The organism is Lactococcus sp. AK05, from assembly GCF_041026685.1.
Classification (GTDB): Bacteria; Bacillota; Bacilli; order Lactobacillales; family Streptococcaceae; genus Lactococcus; species Lactococcus lactis.
In genome coordinates this window covers 1-16,038 of record NZ_JBFTEI010000005.1, presented here as the reverse complement: position 1 = coordinate 16,038, position 16,038 = coordinate 1, and the positions used below count along the sequence as shown (strand labels likewise).

General features: G+C 36.2%; 12 protein-coding genes and 8 tRNA genes. 2 read left to right on the top strand and 18 right to left on the bottom strand.

Annotated elements, in window-relative coordinates:
- Window positions 1–3: 3 nt before the first annotated feature.
- The 3 genes from AB6B24_RS09615 to AB6B24_RS09605 all read right to left on the bottom strand — a co-directional run bounded on the left by AB6B24_RS09615 (window position 4) and on the right by AB6B24_RS09605 (window position 3,559).
- Window positions 4–813 (bottom strand): ABC transporter substrate-binding protein, encoded by an 810-nt coding sequence (locus tag AB6B24_RS09615; RefSeq protein ID WP_311802258.1) that lies wholly within the window; start codon window positions 811–813, stop codon window positions 4–6.
- A gap of 195 nt (window positions 814–1,008) precedes the next feature.
- Complete coding sequence (uvrB, locus tag AB6B24_RS09610; RefSeq protein WP_023189444.1) at window positions 1,009–3,087, bottom strand: excinuclease ABC subunit UvrB; 2,079 nt, start codon at window positions 3,085–3,087, stop codon at window positions 1,009–1,011.
- Between the two features lie 10 nt (window positions 3,088–3,097).
- Complete coding sequence (locus tag AB6B24_RS09605; RefSeq protein WP_311804320.1) at window positions 3,098–3,559, bottom strand: RNA pyrophosphohydrolase; 462 nt, start codon at window positions 3,557–3,559, stop codon at window positions 3,098–3,100.
- A gap of 147 nt (window positions 3,560–3,706) precedes the next feature.
- Here AB6B24_RS09605 and def point away from each other — a divergent pair, with 147 nt between their 5' ends.
- Window positions 3,707–4,342: a peptide deformylase gene (def, locus tag AB6B24_RS09600; protein WP_003130816.1), complete on the top strand. Its 636-nt coding sequence runs from the start codon at window positions 3,707–3,709 to the stop codon at window positions 4,340–4,342.
- A 142-nt stretch (window positions 4,343–4,484) separates the two neighbouring features.
- On the opposite strand, the gene gap is transcribed toward def, so the two are convergent.
- Window positions 4,485–5,498, bottom strand: a complete 1,014-nt coding sequence (gene gap, locus AB6B24_RS09595) for a type I glyceraldehyde-3-phosphate dehydrogenase (protein ID WP_003130818.1) — start codon at window positions 5,496–5,498, stop codon at window positions 4,485–4,487.
- A gap of 172 nt (window positions 5,499–5,670) precedes the next feature.
- Between gap and AB6B24_RS09590 the strand changes: the two genes are divergently transcribed.
- Complete coding sequence (locus AB6B24_RS09590; protein ID WP_003130820.1) at window positions 5,671–6,141, top strand: Rrf2 family transcriptional regulator; 471 nt, start codon at window positions 5,671–5,673, stop codon at window positions 6,139–6,141.
- A gap of 297 nt (window positions 6,142–6,438) precedes the next feature.
- On the opposite strand, the gene AB6B24_RS09585 is transcribed toward AB6B24_RS09590, so the two are convergent.
- The 14 genes from AB6B24_RS09585 to AB6B24_RS09520 all read right to left on the bottom strand — a co-directional run bounded on the left by AB6B24_RS09585 (window position 6,439) and on the right by AB6B24_RS09520 (window position 16,000).
- Window positions 6,439–8,685 carry an ATP-dependent Clp protease ATP-binding subunit gene (locus tag AB6B24_RS09585; protein WP_012897283.1) on the bottom strand — a complete coding sequence of 749 codons (2,247 nt, stop codon included), beginning with the start codon at window positions 8,683–8,685 and terminating at the stop codon, window positions 6,439–6,441.
- Window positions 8,686–8,735: 50 nt separating this feature from the next.
- The gene (locus AB6B24_RS09580) at window positions 8,736–9,074 is read right to left on the bottom strand and encodes a hypothetical protein (RefSeq protein WP_103054483.1); all 339 of its coding nucleotides are present in this window, start codon (window positions 9,072–9,074) and stop codon (window positions 8,736–8,738) included.
- Window positions 9,075–9,358: 284 nt separating this feature from the next.
- Complete coding sequence (locus tag AB6B24_RS09575) at window positions 9,359–10,726, bottom strand: MFS transporter (protein ID WP_311804315.1); 1,368 nt, start codon at window positions 10,724–10,726, stop codon at window positions 9,359–9,361.
- A gap of 164 nt (window positions 10,727–10,890) precedes the next feature.
- Window positions 10,891–11,634, bottom strand: a complete 744-nt coding sequence (locus tag AB6B24_RS09570) for a MurR/RpiR family transcriptional regulator (RefSeq protein WP_311804316.1) — start codon at window positions 11,632–11,634, stop codon at window positions 10,891–10,893.
- A gap of 113 nt (window positions 11,635–11,747) precedes the next feature.
- Window positions 11,748–13,091 (bottom strand): RNA polymerase sigma factor RpoD, encoded by a 1,344-nt coding sequence (rpoD, locus tag AB6B24_RS09565; protein WP_003130829.1) that lies wholly within the window; start codon window positions 13,089–13,091, stop codon window positions 11,748–11,750.
- A 76-nt stretch (window positions 13,092–13,167) separates the two neighbouring features.
- Window positions 13,168–15,081 (bottom strand): DNA primase, encoded by a 1,914-nt coding sequence (dnaG, locus tag AB6B24_RS09560; RefSeq protein ID WP_311805840.1) that lies wholly within the window; start codon window positions 15,079–15,081, stop codon window positions 13,168–13,170.
- Window positions 15,082–15,259: 178 nt separating this feature from the next.
- Window positions 15,260–15,347 (bottom strand) — tRNA-Ser (locus AB6B24_RS09555).
- Between the two features lie 42 nt (window positions 15,348–15,389).
- Window positions 15,390–15,463: transfer RNA gene (locus tag AB6B24_RS09550), tRNA-Ile, on the bottom strand.
- A gap of 26 nt (window positions 15,464–15,489) precedes the next feature.
- Window positions 15,490–15,560, bottom strand: a tRNA-Gly gene (locus AB6B24_RS09545).
- 10 nt (window positions 15,561–15,570) lie between these two features.
- Window positions 15,571–15,643: transfer RNA gene (locus tag AB6B24_RS09540), tRNA-Phe, on the bottom strand.
- A gap of 7 nt (window positions 15,644–15,650) precedes the next feature.
- Window positions 15,651–15,724 (bottom strand) — tRNA-Ile (locus AB6B24_RS09535).
- 12 nt (window positions 15,725–15,736) lie between these two features.
- A tRNA-Met gene (locus AB6B24_RS09530) sits at window positions 15,737–15,810 on the bottom strand.
- Window positions 15,811–15,847: 37 nt separating this feature from the next.
- Window positions 15,848–15,921, bottom strand: a tRNA-Pro gene (locus AB6B24_RS09525).
- Window positions 15,922–15,926: 5 nt separating this feature from the next.
- Window positions 15,927–16,000 (bottom strand) — tRNA-Arg (locus AB6B24_RS09520).
- Window positions 16,001–16,038 lie beyond the last annotated feature (38 nt).

Here is a 16,038-nt window from a genome sequence, read left to right as displayed (position 1 = left end):
AAACTATTTATTATTTTCAGAAAGCGTGTAGTTCTTTTGAATATCTTTATTAATTTGTCCGTTCTTCAATTCTTCTTTAATGACAGAATTGACAACCTTTGTTAACTCATCTGAACCTTTAGGAAGTGCAACCGCTGAACCATAACTATCTTTTGGCGTTTTTACGTCCACATTAGCAATCGCTAAATCTGAATTAGCTGCGACGTAACTCTTAGCAATAAGGTTTTCAATCACGGCTCCTTGAACTTGTCCCCCTTTGACTTCATTGATTTCATCGCCAATTTGTGGCAAGGCAATCTCTGTTGCTCCTTTGAATTGACTGGTTACAATTCCTTCTTGAGTTGACCCTTTTTGTGCCGCTACTTTTTTACCTTTGAAATCATCTACTGAACGATATTTACTTAAATCAGATTTTTTTACAACTAAATAATTACTTGCTGTATAATATACATCTGAGAAATTGACAGATTTTTCACGACTAGGTTCTTTTGAAATTCCCGAAATCGCAATATCTGCTTTTCCTGTATTTAAACTAGCTAAAACATTGTTAAAGTCCATGCTTTCAATTTTCACTTTAACCCCTAGTTTTTTACCAATAGCATTGGCCAAATCAACATCAGAGCCCACGACTGTATTCTTACCATCTTTAATAATTTGGAATTCAAAGGGTGGATAATCTGGAGATAAAGCAACTTTCAATACGCCGGCTTTTTTTACTTTATCCACTTGATTAGTAGCCGATTTTCCATTTCCACAAGCTGCTAATGTTGCTACTGCGGCCAAACCGACCAATCCCAATGCTAATTTTTTCATCTTCTTGTTCATCCTTAAACCTCTTTTATAAATAGAATAAGTATAATTATACATTTTAAAATTATTTTGTCAAGAATTTTTGCATATTTATATTATAATTATTTAAAAAATAAAGATTTTTAGATAAAAACTGTACTTTTATACTTAAGACAAAATAAAAATTCACTCAATGAGTGAATTTTTATTAATTATTAATCAATCCATTGCACGTAATTCTAATACCATATCACGTAACTGAGCAGCTCCTTCAAAGTCGAGGGCGCTAGCCGCTTGTTGCATTTCTTTTTCAAGTTTTTTGACTAATGCTTTACGTTCTTTCTTAGTCATTGCACTTGCATCGACTTCTTCAATCTCACCAGAATCAGTTTTCTTAGTAATGGCAATCAAATCACGAATTTCTTTTTTGATCGTTTGAGGTGTGATTCCATGTTCTTCATTATAAGCCATTTGAATTTCACGCCGGCGGGCTGTTTCATCCATCGCATGTTTCATTGAACGTGTTATTTTATACTTTTGCCCCTCGTATTCTGTATAATAACCACTATCTAAGATTTCTTTATCCGCAGGATCATTTTCATCAAGGGCTTTAGCCATATCAGAATAAAGAATAACATGACCTTCACTATTACGTGCCGCACGACCAATGGTCTGAATCAAGCCACGCTCATTACGTAAAAATCCTTCTTTATCAGCATCCAAAATCGCTACTAAAGAAACTTCTGGAACGTCTATCCCTTCACGAAGCAAATTAATTCCCACCAGAACATCAAAGACTCCTAAACGCAAATCCCGAATAATTTCGGTTCGTTCTAATGTTTTGATATCCGAGTGCATATATTTAACTTTTATCCCCATTTCCTTGAAATAGGCAGTCAAATCTTCTGACATCTTTTTAGTCAAAGTCGTAACAAATACTCGTTCATTTTTCTCAGCTCGTTTATGAATTTCACCAACTAAATCATCGATTTGTCCCATCATTGGTCGAACTTCTACGACAGGATCTAATAGACCTGTTGGACGAATAATTTGTTCAACAATGGTATCGGTCTGCTCCATCTCATAATCCCCAGGGGTTGCTGAAACATAAACAATTTGATGCACATGACTTTCAAATTCTTCTCTTTTTAAAGGACGGTTATCGAGGGCTGAAGGCAGGCGGAATCCATAATTACAAAGCATTTCTTTACGGGCTCTGTCACCATTATACATTCCTTTTACTTGCCCCATTGTCATGTGTGATTCATCGATCATAATCATGAAATCATCAGGAAAGAAATCAAGCAAAGTATACGGAGGTTCGCCTTCCTCGCGCCCATCCATATGACGTGAATAGTTTTCGACCCCATTACAATAACCCATTTCACGGAGCATTTCGATATCGTAGTTGGTTCTTTGTTCTAAACGTTGAGCCTCAAGAAGTTTTCCTTCTGAGCGGAAAACTTTTAATTGCTCTTCTAATTCTGCTTCTATCTTGGCAATTGATTCTTCCATACGGTCATCATTTGTCATGAAATGTGTCGCTGGGAAAATTGCCAAGTGGTCTACTTCACCTAAAACTTGTCCGGTCAAAACTTCAATTTCACGGATACGGTCAATTTCATCACCGAAAAATTCAACACGAAAGGCATGCTCATCACGAGAGGCTGGAAAAACTTCTACAACATCCCCGCGAACTCGGAAACAGCCCCGTTGAAAGTCAATATCATTTCGCTCAAATTGAATTCCTACCAAATCATTTAAAAGTTGGTCACGAGAAATTTCTTGACCTGGGCGCAATGAAACCACCGAATCTTGATACTCTTTGGGTGAACCCAAACCATAGATACAAGAAACTGAGGCCACAACAATCACATCATTACGTTCCAATAAGCTTGAGGTCGCACTATGACGCAATTTATCAATTTCATCATTGACCGAACTGTCTTTTTCAATATAGGTGTCAGAACTTGGCACATAGGCTTCGGGTTGATAATAATCATAGTAGGATACGAAATACTCGACTGCATTATTTGGGAAAAACTCTTTAAATTCACTGTATAATTGACCAGCCAGTGTTTTATTATGAGCCATAACAAGAGTAGGTTTACCTGTCCGTGCAATCACTTGACTCATGGTGTAAGTTTTCCCTGTTCCTGTTGCTCCACGTAAAATTTGAGCTTTTTCCCCATTCTCAATATTATCTACTAACTCAGCAATCGCCTCACCTTGGTCACCGGCTGGCTCATATTTTGAAACAAGTTCAAATTTATTATCTGTTATTCTTTCTATAGCCATTCTTTTTCCTTTAATTCTTTTCTATTATCTTTGAAAAATAATCTAATGCTTGATGATAAACATCATTTTTAAAGCCAAAATCCATTTTACGAATTTCAGAAAGTCCTAAAAATTGATAAGTTGAAAATTCAATTTCTTCAGGATGGCTTTCAAGATTAATTTTTGCTTCTTCATGCAATCGGACAAGAAAATAATGTTGTTCTTGGCCAGCATAAGTCCAAGTTGGAAATTTCATCTCTTTAGGAAAATCATATTTTAAAGTTCCTGGATATTGTCCAATGATTTCAAACTCTTTTGTGCCAATTTCTTCTGAGAGTTCTCGAATAATGGCTGTCTCTGGTTTTTCACCAGCTTCAATTCCACCTTGTGGGAAGCCCCAGCTCATCCCGTCTGCTCGTTTACCTAGCCAAATTTTGTTTCCTTTATTGAGAATAATGGCTGCAACATTTTGTCTGTATTCTTTCATTTTTATCCTCTTTTTAGTATTAAGTTTACTGAATTCTATAGATGTAAAATTTGTCTTATTATTAATCTTCTAATACAATTTTACCATTTTCATCGCTAAAAATATGCTATAATTAATCTATATTCAAAAAAAGATAAGGAAGTTTTATTAATAATGAATCGTGATGAAATTCAAGCAAATTTAATCAAAGCAAGTCACATGATTAGCATGGACGATATTATTCGTGAAGGTTATCCAACTTTACGTGAAGTGGCAAATGATGTAACCTTGCCATTGTCAGATGAAGACATTATCTTAGGAGAAAAAATGTTGCAATTCTTACATAATTCTCAAGATCCTGTCATGGCTGAAAAAATGGGACTCCGTGGTGGAGTTGGACTTGCAGCAAACCAACTTGGCTTGCTCAAAAAAGTCATCGCCGTTTTGATTCCAAATGAACCTGAAGTTGATGAAGATGGAAATGAAATTCCACCTAAAGAAGCTTACAAAATGCGTGAAATCATGTATAATGCAAAAGTGGTTAGTCACTCTGTTCAAGATGCGGCTGTTGAAGGTGGCGAAGGTTGTCTTTCTGTTGACCGTGAAGTTCCAGGTTACGTCGTTCGCCATGCTCGTGTAACTGTGGAATACTACAACAAGGAAGGCGAAAAGAAAAAAATTCGCTTAAAAGATTTCCCAGCAATTTGTGTTCAACATGAGATCGACCACACTAATGGTGTTATGTTCTATGACCACATCAATATGAATGACCCTTGGGAAATTAAAGATGGTATGATTATTGTTAAATAATCGCCAAATTTACTGATGAATTTATGAATAGAAAAATTACTGACAGAATTTCCGTCAGTAATTTTTTATTTCATTTTCTACTTTTCAATTCTTGTCAGTAAAAGTTACTGACAAGTTTTTAGAAAATGATAAAGGTAAATTATTATTTAGCAATTTTTGCAAAATATTCAAGAGTACGAATCAATTGAGCAGTGAAACTCATTTCATTATCATACCAAGCAGCTGTTTTAACTAATTGTCCACCGTCTTTTAGGTCAGTCACTTCAGTTAATGTAGCATCAAAAAGTGAACCGTAAGCCATACCGATAATATCAGATGAAACAATTTCATCAACATTATAGCCAAAGCTTTCATCAGCGGCAGCTTTCATTGCTTCATTTATTTCGTCAACTGTAACGTGTTTTTCAAGTACAGTAACAAGTTCGGTAATTGAGCCTGTTGGAGTTGAAACACGTTGAGCATGACCTTTCATCAAACCAGAAAGTTCAGGCAAAACAAGACCAATTGCTTTAGCCGCTCCACTTGATGCTGGAACAATGTTTTCGGCAGCAGCACGCGCACGACGGAAGTCTCCACCACGATGTGGACCATCAAGTGTCATTTGGTCACCAGTATAAGAGTGAACAGTAGTCATTGTTCCACCTTTAACACCAAAGTTTTTATTTAAGGCATCCGCCATTGGTGCTAAACTATTTGTAGTACAAGAACCGGCAGAAATAACTGTTTCAGTTCCATCAAGAATTGTGTGGTTTGTATTGAAGACAACAGTTTTAACATCATTTCCACCAGGTGCCGTAATCAAAACTTTCTTAGCTCCACCAGGATGCAAATGTTTTTCAGCTTTTTCTTTAGTCGCAAAGAAACCTGTGGCTTCAAGCACAATTTCAACACCAGAATCAGCCCATTGAATGTCTTCCGGATTACGTTCGGCCGTAACTTTCACAAATTTTCCGTTGACATCAAAACCATCTTCTTTGACTTCAACAGTCCCTTTAAAACGTCCTTGAGTTGTATCATATTTTAGCAAATGTGCAAGCATTGCTGGGTCTGTCAAATCGTTGATATGCGCAACTTCAACTCCTTCGACTTCTTGAATGCGACGTAATGCCAAACGTCCAATACGACCAAAACCGTTAATACCAACTTTAACTACCATGATGTAGTCCTCCGTTTTTTTATTTAGATGATGAGATTCTTCTCTTTTTTTGCTATAATAGAAATAAATAATTATAGTTATTAGAGATATCTCTTATCTCTAATATAAATGATACTACTTTTTTACCCTAGTGTCAATCTTTTTTAATTTAAAATGTTTAAGGAGCTTCATCATGAAATTATCATCTGGTTGGGAACAATCTGTTTATGTATTACTTATTTTGGCACGACTTCCTGAAAATCGGACCATGTCATCAATTGCACTTGCCAATCGTCTCAAAGTTTCGCCTTCATATCTCAAAAAAATTATTAAATCTTTAGTTGATGAGGGACTTTTACGCTCTACTCCAGGAAAAAATGGCGGTTTTTCACTCAATAAAGACCTTCATGATATTAGTTTTTACGATGTCTTTTTGGCCATCGAAGGACGGGGTCGAATTTTTCAAAGTCAAGGTCTTTTGCAAAATTTTATTGGTTCAGAGTCTGGCAAAGCAAAGCGTTGTGCCATTACAAGCGCTCTTGATGAAATTGAAAATACGCTTGTCAGAACACTATCAAATGTTTCACTAGCCCAAGTTGCTGACGAAACTCAATATAATTATAATCTTGGTTATCTTGATGAGTGGATTGATGAAATGGATTAAAGGATTTACTGACAGAGCTGCAATTCATTACGAACAATGAAGTTACAAATAGAAAAATTGCTGACAAGATTCACGTCAGTTCAATGCGACCAAGGAGAGCATTGAAGTTGGGGATAGAAAAAATTGCTGACAAGATTCATGTCAGTTCAATGCGACTACGGGGAGCATTGAAGTTGTAGATAGAAAAATTGCTGACAAGATTCATGTCAGCAATTTTTCATTATTTCATTATTTCTTTATTTCATTGTTTCATTATTTATTTTTTCTGTCACTAAAAATTTTACTGACAGAAATTTTTTATTCAGCAGGAACTTCTTCATCAGTCGTTTCTGCTGCTTCTTGAGCTTGATTAGAGATAACAATTTTATCATCAATCAAATCAGCAACCAATTCTTTGTATTCAGGGTGTTCAATATAGAAGTCAGCAATTGAATCTTCAATATTTTCTTGAATTGTTCTACGAAGTGGTCTTGCACCCATTGCTGGATTGTAACCTAAATCAACTAATTTTTCTTTTGCTGCTTGAGTGACACTAAGATGAATATCATTACGTCCAATTTGTTCGTTGACTTCATCAAGCATCAAATCAACAATTTTAAGGAGATTTTCTTTGCTCAAAGCAGAGAATTCAATAATTCCGTCAAAACGGTTCATGAATTCAGGGCTAAAGAAATCGCCAAGTTGACCAAGCACTGATTTAGTTCGTCCCTCACGGGCAGCACCAAATCCGACAGAAGCTTCAACTTTACCAGTTCCGGCATTAGAAGTCATAATAATCAAACTATCTTTAAAGGATACTGTCCGTCCTTGTGCGTCTGTCAGACGTCCATCTTCAAGAATTTGCAAGAACATGTGCATCACATCTGGATGTGCTTTTTCGATTTCATCTAATAAAATCAAGCTGTAAGGATTACGACGAACACGTTCAGTCAATTGACCAGCTTCTTCATAACCCACATATCCTGGAGGGGCTCCAATCAATTTGGCCACCGAATGTTTTTCCATGTATTCCGACATGTCAAAACGAATCATACTTTCGCTTGAGCCAAATAATTCTTTAGCCAATTGTTTAGCAAGTTCTGTTTTACCAACACCTGTTGGACCAACGAAAAGGAAAGAACCAATTGGACGATTAGGTTTACCAAGTCCCACACGAGAACGACGGATAGCTTTAGCAATCTTATCCACTGCTTCATCCTGGCCAATCACATGTGCTTTCAAATCATCAGCCAAATTAATCAATTGGGTTTGTTCTTTTTCTTTCAAATCACCAACTGGAATATGTGTTTTTTGCTCAACAATTTGTTCAATATCTTTTTCAGTGATGACAGGAATTTCATCATCTGAAACTTCATGATTTTGTAATTCACGAAGTTTAGTGATTTGGTCACGGAAATGAGCGGCTTTTTCAAAATCTTCAGCCTGTGTTGCTTCATTTTTCTTCGTTTCTGCATCCGCAATCCGACGATTAATATCTTCAGGATCAACAAATTTCAAGGTTAGATTTTTCTTAGAACCAGACTCATCCAAAAGGTCAATGGCTTTATCTGGTAAGAAACGGTCTTGAATGTAACGATTTGACAAATGAGCGGCTGCTTCAATAGCCTCATCAGTGTATTTCACGTGATGATAATCTTCATAACGTGCTTGAATGCCTCGCAAAATAGTAATTGTTTCATCAACTGATGGTTCATCGACTTTAACTGGTTGCATCCGACGTTCAAGCGCAGCATCTTTTTCAATGATGCGATATTCATTGAGCGTTGTTGCTCCGACCAATTGAAGCTCACCACGCGCAAGCGCAGGTTTTAGGATATTTCCTGCATCCATATTGCCATCACCGGCAGAACCAGCACCAACAATTTCATGAATTTCATCAATAAACATAATCACATCATTACGTTTTCTGATTTCATCCATTAATTTTTGCATCCGTTCTTCAAATTGTCCACGAATTCCTGTTCCTTGAACAAGAGAAACAACATCAAGACGAATCACTTCTTTATTTTGTAGTTTTTGCGGCACATCTCCGTCCACAATTTTTTGCGCTAAACCTTCAACAACTGCTGTTTTACCAACACCAGGTTCACCAATTAATACAGGATTATTCTTAGTCCTACGATTTAAAATCTCAATGACACGTTTAATTTCTTCATCACGCCCAATCACTGGGTCAATTTCGCCACGACGAGCTGACTCTGTGATGTTAATTCCAAATTCTTCTAACATTCCTTTAGGTTGTTTTGCCCGAGGATTTTGTGGACCGCGCGGACCACGTCCACCTGTTTGTGTTGGTGGAGTTTGAGTGCTTGCTGCTCCATTAAAATCTTGACCGTGCAAAGCACTAAAGATATCATTAAATGGATTAAATGGTTCATCAGAATTTCCATTTGAGGCATTTCCTGCGCCAAATAAAGCTTCTTGACCGCCAGATTTCATAATTTGATAACAGTTTTGGCACAAATCAATTTGTTTTTTCTGACCATTTACACTTGTGTAAAGGTGAATCGTCGCTTCATTAATATTACAATTTTGACAAAGCATCGCTTTCCTCCTCTTAATTCTCAGTAATTAATTTTAAACTAATTTTCCCTTCACAGTTTGGAAGGAGTTAATCTAAAATCAGGACCAACTTCGATGTAAAGTTTTTTATATTTGAAATTTTTTGTGGTGATGACTAGAACTCGCTCATTATTTCGGACATCCCAAAACTCATTTTCACCGTTTTCTCTGAACCAACCACCATAGTACCAAGCGTTAGTTCCTGCTACTTTTTTATAGAATTTTGGTTTTTTCATATCAGAAACAAGTTGAACAGATTCCAAATTTTCCGGGTCAATCTTGATATGTTTTCTTAAAGAAAGAACTTTTCTTGCCCCTCTAAGTTCAATATCAATGCCACCATTTTTTTCAAAATAGACAGTAGTCGTCATTTTCTCTCCTTATTTATAATTTAAGTGATAACGGTTACTTTCATTTTACATCAAATTTAAAAAATCAATAAATCATTTCTCCCTTTTAAAATAAAAAGTTTGACCATATTTGACCATTGATAAATTTATTATAATCATTTTAGGAAAATTTAGCAAGTCTTTTGAACTTTATAAATAAATTTTTAATAAAAAATACTGACAAAGCTGTCAGTAGAGCCAAAATATAATATAAAAAATTTAGCTTTTCCTTCATAGATTTGTCAGTAATTTTTTTATTTTGTCAGTTAGCCTGCATCATCAATTTTCTTATATAATCGATTTTGATGAACCAAGATATAAATTGAAGCAAGAATGGCAATGCCAGCAAAAATATAAACAATGATATTTCCTGCTGACCAGCCGTATGCTTGAACAAGCCAACCAATAACCAAAGTTGCTGTCACTTCACCAATAATGTACTGACAGAACCCCATCGTACCCGTTGACATTCCATTGGCAAATTTTGGGACAGCTTCATTGACCATCAGCCCGACAATCGTTGCTGGAGCATAAATGAAAGTTCCCATAATTAATAACACAATAATAATCAAAGTATGATTGGTCGCTGCAAAATAAGTAATCAGGCAGACAAGCATGGTAATCAATGAAACCAAAACCATAATGGCCCGACGGCCTTTAAGTAAATCAGTGATAAATCCGATGATAATAACCCCAGGTACAGCTGCAAGTTCAAAAATTCCTGTCAGCCATTTTGCTGTTGAATTATCAAATCCTTTGACATTAACCAGATAGTTTGGAATCCAACTCATAATTCCATAACGAACGACATAGATTGACAATGAGGTCAAAATGACCGCCCACACGAGTTTATTTTTGACAATGTATTCAAAAAATATTTTAAAAACATTGTCATTAGAAACATCGCCTTCAACAATTTCTCCGTCTTTAATGATCACTTTATCGCCAGAATATTCTTCAATTGTCGGTAATCCTTTCGTCGTTGGACGGTCAGAACCCAGAAATAAAACGATAATAGCAATGACAATCGAAACAATTGATGCTGTCCAAAAACTCCATTGAAGCGAAGCGCCGAAAAAGAAAGCAGATAAATTAATAACAGCCACACACATGAAAGCTCCAGCATTATGAGCTGATGACCAGATTGAAAATGCTGTCCCACGCGCCATAATCGAACCTTTTGCTTTTCGGCCAAACCATAAACCGACTAAACGCTGACAAGCCGCAGCTCCCATGCCTTGCATAACCGAGTTAAGTAACATCAGAAAGACAATCATCCCAAAACTTTGGGTTGTTCCATAAAGCGCATTGATAATCGCTGACACAATCAATCCTGTCGCCACATAACGGTTTGGATTGGCCCGGTCAGCTAAAGTCCCCATAATCAGCTTTGAAATCCCATAGCCAATCCCAAACATGGAGAGAATTGTCCCAATTTGTCCCATCGAAAAACCATAAGCCTTGGAAATATCATTTTGTTGAACGGTAAAAATCAATCGAATAATATAATAACCAATATAAACGATTGCTGTCGAAATTAAGACCCGGGTTTGCCACATTTTATACAAACGGGGAACTTTTTCCTCTGATATTTTTTGCTCCGCATCTGGAGCGGGTTTTAAGAATCCAAACATTTTGAATCCCCTTTCATTTTGATGAATTAATTATAACCCACTCCCATTTGAAATAAATTCCTGATTAAGCCATAATTTTAGGAATTTATTTTTAAATCAAAAAAATTTACTGACAGAATATAATCGTCAGCTTCCATTACAATCTGTCAGTAAATCTCTAGCACTCAAACAATTGCACCGTATTCTTTATACTGTTTGTAAAGTTGGATTAAAAGGTGAATAATTAATTCTAAGGGGAGCATATTATTATAATCAACAAGGATTTTCCCTGACAGGTTCTTTTGATAAGCAAGCAAAAGCAAATCACTTTGTTGAACCAGCCTACTCTTATAGTTACCAGTAATAGCTAAAACCTTTTTTCCATCTCTTTTGGCCTTCTGTGCTGTTGCCACAATCAAATCTGTTTCACCTGATAAACTAAGACCAATTACAAATGTATTTCTAGGCAATTTTTCAAGATATGCTTGCATATTATCTTGATATAAGCTGACAGCTTTAACATCTAAAAATTGCAAATCTCTCGCAAATGAGTCAGCTATACGAACAGATAATCCTCTTGAAATAATCACGACTGAAGCTGCATGAAAAATATTTTCAACAACTTTAGCTAAGTTTTCACTCTCTAGCAGCCTTACTGTCATTAATAATTCTTCAATATTTTCAGAGACAACTTGATTTGCATCTTTTGTCAGCCCATAAATCCAATCATGTCTATTTAATTTTTGTTTTTCCATATTTTTGTATTCAGAAAATCCAGAAAAATTTTTCTTTTTCAAAGTTCGAATAATTGATGAAGGACTGACATGGGCAGATTCAGCAATTTGAGCAACGGTCATTTGAATTATTTTTGCTTTATTTTCTTCTAAATAATTCCAAATATAAATTTCGACACTAGTTAAATGGTTCATAAAACTCCTCTGAATAAAACTAATTTTATATAATACAAACTGAATCATAATACATATTATCTCTAAAAAAATATAAAAAAACTTACTGACAGTTTCATCAGTAAGTTTTTAAATTACATAAAATCACGCAACGGTTTAGAACGACGTGGGTGACGAAGTTTTTTGATTGCTTTTGCTTCAATCTGACGAATACGTTCACGTGTCACTTTGAATTGTTTACCAACATCTTCCAAAGTATGCATGCGTCCATCATCAAGACCAAAACGCATTCTCAAAACATTTTCTTCACGGTCAGTCAAAGTGTCCATAACTTCATCTAACTGTTCACGTAAAAGAATACGGTTTGTATAATCAACAGGTGATTCGATTACATCATCCTCAATGAAGTCACCAAGATGTGAATCATCTTCTTCACCAATAGGTGTTTCGAGTGAGACTGGTTCTTGAGCAATTTTCAGAACTTCACGAACTTTATCTGGCGCCATGTGCAACTCTTTACCAATTTCTTCTGGTGAAGGGTCGCGTCCGAGTTCTTGCAAAAGATTACGTTGAACACGAATCAATTTATTGATTGTTTCAACCATATGCACTGGAATACGAATCGTGCGGGCTTGGTCAGCAATCGCACGTGTAATTGCTTGGCGAATCCACCATGTGGCATAAGTCGAGAACTTGAATCCTTTTGTATGGTCAAATTTATCCACAGCCTTCATCAAGCCCATATTTCCTTCTTGAATCAAGTCCAAAAATTGCATTCCACGTCCAGAATAACGTTTTGCAATTGAAACAACCAAACGCAAGTTAGCTTCGGCAAGCATTTGTTTCGCAAATTCTGCCCCTTCACCACCAGCAATAATTGCTTCAGCAAGTTTTGTTTCTTCATCAAGAGAAATCAATGGATAACGACCAATTTCTTTAAGATACATGCGAACAGGATCATCGATACGAACATTCGTAACAATTTCATCCATTGCAGTATCTGAAACTTCTTCTTTTTCAATTTCATCAGTGACAAGAGCCAAAGGACTTGGATTTCCATCTTTATCCACAATTGAAATTCCTGCATCTTGAATTTGTTTAAACAAGTCTTCAAGCGCATCATCAACAATCCCAAATTTAACAGAAAGTTCATCCATGATTTCTTCATCAAGCGCTTCACCCAAAGGTTTACGTTTGGTAATATAGCTTTTAACTGCTTTTTCATAAGCTTTTACGTTAAAAGTATCACCATTTTCTTTGACTTCAACTCTTGCTAATGTTTTAGGACTATCCATCTTTTCAACAACAACAGGTTTAACATTTAATGCTTCAAGAAGACGACGTTCTTCACCAGGTCCAACTGAACTTGAATGTGATTTTACAAGTAAGCCAATTTCTTGAGCCTTCTCAACCAAAACACGGTTTTGAACGCCAGTTTCTTTTGAAATTTGACTTATTCTTTTTTTATTTGCTGCCAATTCGCTCCTCCTCTTTGGGTAAAACTACTGACAAAACTGTCATTAAATAGACTAGCCAATTGTCAGTAAAAAATTATCATAATTTTTTCTTTTGGTTAATAATCTGAAGGGTTAACTCTAAGACACGTTCTTTGTTTCCTGCTTTCTCAGCAGTTGCCAACTGTTGAATGAGTTCTTCAAATTTTATTTGTTCCATTTCATTAGAAAAAATGGAAACTAAGTCATTGATTTCCTGACTTGATGCTGTATCAGGCAAATCTAAACTTATAATCTGGTAAAACAGACTACGTTCTTCGTCTGACAGCTCACTTGCTAAGTGTGATTCATCAATTTGCTCATAAACCATTGCTTCAAGCAAGATTTTATCAAATAAATCCTGATAACGTTTATGGACGAATCTAAAATTTTCATCTTGAGAAAATTTTTTCAAAACTGATGAATGATAAATCATTCGATGGAGTAGCATTTCTTCGGCTTTTTCCGAACGTGACAACTTAGGAACCTGAACAGATGGTTGAACAACTTGAGCCGATTCACTTCTTCTGTAAGTTTGTTGAGTTTTAACATTATTCTCATAATTAGCATCCTCAAAATCTACAGGCATGACCGATTCAAGACTAGAATAATCATTTTCGTCAGTAAAACTTTCGGCCAAACTTGAAGCTTCTAAATTACTGACAGGATGGTCAGTAATTGTCATATTTTCACGCCGTAAATTTACAGCCTGCTCCACTTGATTATACTCGAAATCAGGCAAAATCTCAACTAATTTTCTTATATAAGCATCCTGAGCCGTAATCGATGGAAGCTTTGCAATCATTGGTGAAATCTGTTCAATAAAATCAAGTTGCGTTTGTAAATTAGCAAGGTTTTCAGGTCTCAAATAATCAATTAAAAATTCAATGGGTTGAATACGCCCCGTTTCCATTAAGGCAGATAATCCCTTCAAACCATAATTTTTAGAATACTCATCTGGATCAAGTCCTTCTGGAACCTTTACAATCTGCACAGCAGATTCACCAATCAAATCAATGGCCTTAAAAATTGCATTTTGCCCAGCAGAATCTCCATCATAAACTAATACGAATTTTTTTGCCATTTGTTTCAAACGGCGAACGTGTTTTTCGGTTAATGCCGTCCCCATTGAGGCAACAACATTATTTATTCCAGCTTTATAAGCCGCAATAACATCCATAAAACCTTCCATTAAATAGACTTCATGCTGCTTTGAAATTGTTGGTTTTGCTTTATCTAAATTCCAAAGTTCATAAGATTTATCAAATATAGTTGTTGCTGAAGTATTAATATATTTGGCTTTAGAATCATCGTTTTCCTGCCATTTACGTCCAGAAAAACCAATTGTCTGTCCGTATTCGTTGGTGATTGGAAACATGATTCGATTCGTAAAAGCATCAAAAACTTTATTATTTGAGAAATGAAATAACCCAGAATTTGCCATAATTTCTTCATCAAACTTATTTGATAAATTTTTAAAAATAAAATCATTTTCTTCTGGAGCTAAACCAATATTAAACCTCTTGATTACATCATCAGTAATCCCCCGCTCCTCAAGATATTTCCTAGCCCGTTCACCCAATTCCGTTGACATCAATAGAATATTGTATAAACGAGCAGCCTGGTTATTGATTTCAAACAATGGAGCATTTGGATTATTTTTTTCTACTCTATCATCAGAAATGTTAAGAGTGACTCCTGCAAAATCAGCCAGTTCCTTAACAGCATCAACGAATCCAACTTGATTGTATTCTTTTAAAAACTCAATCGCATCACCAGAGCGCCCACAGCCAAAACAATGATAGAAACCTTTTTCAGCATTTACATTGAAAGAAGGAGTTTTCTCACCGTGAAAAGGGCATAAACCAATATAATTCTTACCTGTACGACTTAAAGCAACATACTGTGAAATTAAATCAGCAATATTAACTTTTGACTTTAAATCATTAACAACCTCAGTGTCAAGTGAAACCATAATCTCCCCCTTCTTCCCTACGATTAATCATAAAAGTAATCTCATAAAATAAGTATAACACTTCAGAAAGGTTCTTAATCATCATTCATTTTCTAAAATAAATATAACTTACGAAATCTTACTGATTTTATGGCTTTAAAGTCTAAAAGACGCCTATTAAAGAATAGACGTCGAACAAAGGGGGGTAAGGGATTCGAACCCTCGCGCCGGTTTCCCGACCTAACGATTTAGCAAACCGTCCTCTTCAGCCTCTTGAGTAACCCCCCATAGGCTTATTAACAATGAATAGATACCTTACATATCCATTATGGGAATTCCAGGATTCGAACCTGGGACCCCTGCGTTATCAACACAGTGCTCTAACCAACTGAGCTAAACTCCCAATTTATTGTTTTCAATTGAAAACTAAGCGGATGACGAGAATCGAACTCGCGTAGCCAGCTTGGAAGGCTGGGGTTCTACCATTAAACTACATCCGCTAACAAAGAATGGCGCGAGACGGAATCGAACCGCCGACACATGGAGCTTCAATCCATTGCTCTACCAACTGAGCTACCGAGCCAAAGATATGGATCTTGCTGGATTCGAACCAGCGACCGATCGGTTATGAGCCGATAGCTCTAACCAACTGAGCTAAAGATCCAGCTGATAAATATAGCGGCGAAGGGGATCGAACCCCCGACCTCTCGGGTATGAACCGAACGCTCTAGCCAGCTGAGCTACACCGCCATTTTTGACATAAGTCAAATTGATGTAAAAACATCAATCGGGAAGACAGGATTCGAACCTGCGACACCTTGGTCCCAAACCAAGTACTCTACCAAGCTGAGCTACTTCCCGTTATATGCAAGCGGTAGGATTCGAACCTACAACCGCCTGATTCGTAGTCAGGTACTCTATCCAGTTGAGCCACGCCTGCAAATAACATTTTTATAAATAACTAGTAATAATACTAGT

Bases quoted from the DNA above. Each gene is read 5' to 3' on its own strand.
- AB6B24_RS09615 (WP_311802258.1), bottom strand. From the start codon at position 813: ATGAAAAAATTAGCATTGGGATTGGTCGGTTTGGCCGCAGTAGCAACA.
- uvrB (WP_023189444.1), bottom strand. From the start codon at position 3,087: ATGGCTATAGAAAGAATAACAGATAATAAATTTGAACTTGTTTCAAAA.
- def (WP_003130816.1), top strand. From the start codon at position 3,707: ATGAATCGTGATGAAATTCAAGCAAATTTAATCAAAGCAAGTCACATG.
- gap (WP_003130818.1), bottom strand. From the start codon at position 5,498: ATGGTAGTTAAAGTTGGTATTAACGGTTTTGGTCGTATTGGACGTTTG.
- AB6B24_RS09590 (WP_003130820.1), top strand. From the start codon at position 5,671: ATGAAATTATCATCTGGTTGGGAACAATCTGTTTATGTATTACTTATT.
- AB6B24_RS09585 (WP_012897283.1), bottom strand. From the start codon at position 8,685: ATGCTTTGTCAAAATTGTAATATTAATGAAGCGACGATTCACCTTTAC.
- AB6B24_RS09580 (WP_103054483.1), bottom strand. From the start codon at position 9,074: ATGACGACTACTGTCTATTTTGAAAAAAATGGTGGCATTGATATTGAA.
- AB6B24_RS09575 (WP_311804315.1), bottom strand. From the start codon at position 10,726: ATGTTTGGATTCTTAAAACCCGCTCCAGATGCGGAGCAAAAAATATCA.
- AB6B24_RS09570 (WP_311804316.1), bottom strand. From the start codon at position 11,634: ATGAACCATTTAACTAGTGTCGAAATTTATATTTGGAATTATTTAGAA.
- dnaG (WP_311805840.1), bottom strand. From the start codon at position 15,081: ATGGTTTCACTTGACACTGAGGTTGTTAATGATTTAAAGTCAAAAGTT.